General features: G+C 72.4%; 1 protein-coding gene. It reads right to left on the bottom strand.

Annotated features, from left to right (window positions below):
- Positions 1-427: LysR substrate-binding domain-containing protein (locus tag I6F38_RS43465; RefSeq protein WP_249794512.1), on the bottom strand; the 427-nt coding region annotated here is incomplete at both ends.

Below are 427 nucleotides of genomic sequence, written 5' to 3'. Positions count from 1 at the left end.
GCGCGGGCGCGGACCGGCGCGGGAAGATGATGAGCGGTTCGGCCGCTGCATCTGCCAGCGCAATCGCCTGGTCCGGCGCCACGCCCCATTGCGCCGCGCGCGACGCGGGCACCGCCAGCACGAGACGCTCGCGCACCATCGGGCGGTATTCCAGCTCGCCCGGCACGGAGCCGGCGTGATGCGCAATCACGACGCCGGCATCCACATCGCCGGCCAGGAGCGCTTCGATTTGCACATCGCTGGTGGCCTCGCGCAGCAGAAGCTGCACATCGGGCCGCGCGTCGCGAAAGTGCCGCAGCAAGGCGGGCAGGATGCCGTAATCGGCGGTGCTGACGAAGGACAGCGACAGCGAGCCGACCTCGCCGCGCGCCAGCCGCTGCGCGAGCCCGGGCAGTGCATTCGCCTCCGCCAGCACACGCCGCACCTC

It is taken from the genome of Bradyrhizobium sp. BRP56, assembly GCF_020194035.1.
In the GTDB taxonomy this organism is placed as follows: domain Bacteria; phylum Pseudomonadota; class Alphaproteobacteria; order Rhizobiales; family Xanthobacteraceae; genus Bradyrhizobium; species Bradyrhizobium australafricanum.
The sequence above is the reverse complement of the archived record's forward strand: the minus strand, read 5'-3'. Positions and strand labels throughout refer to the sequence as shown.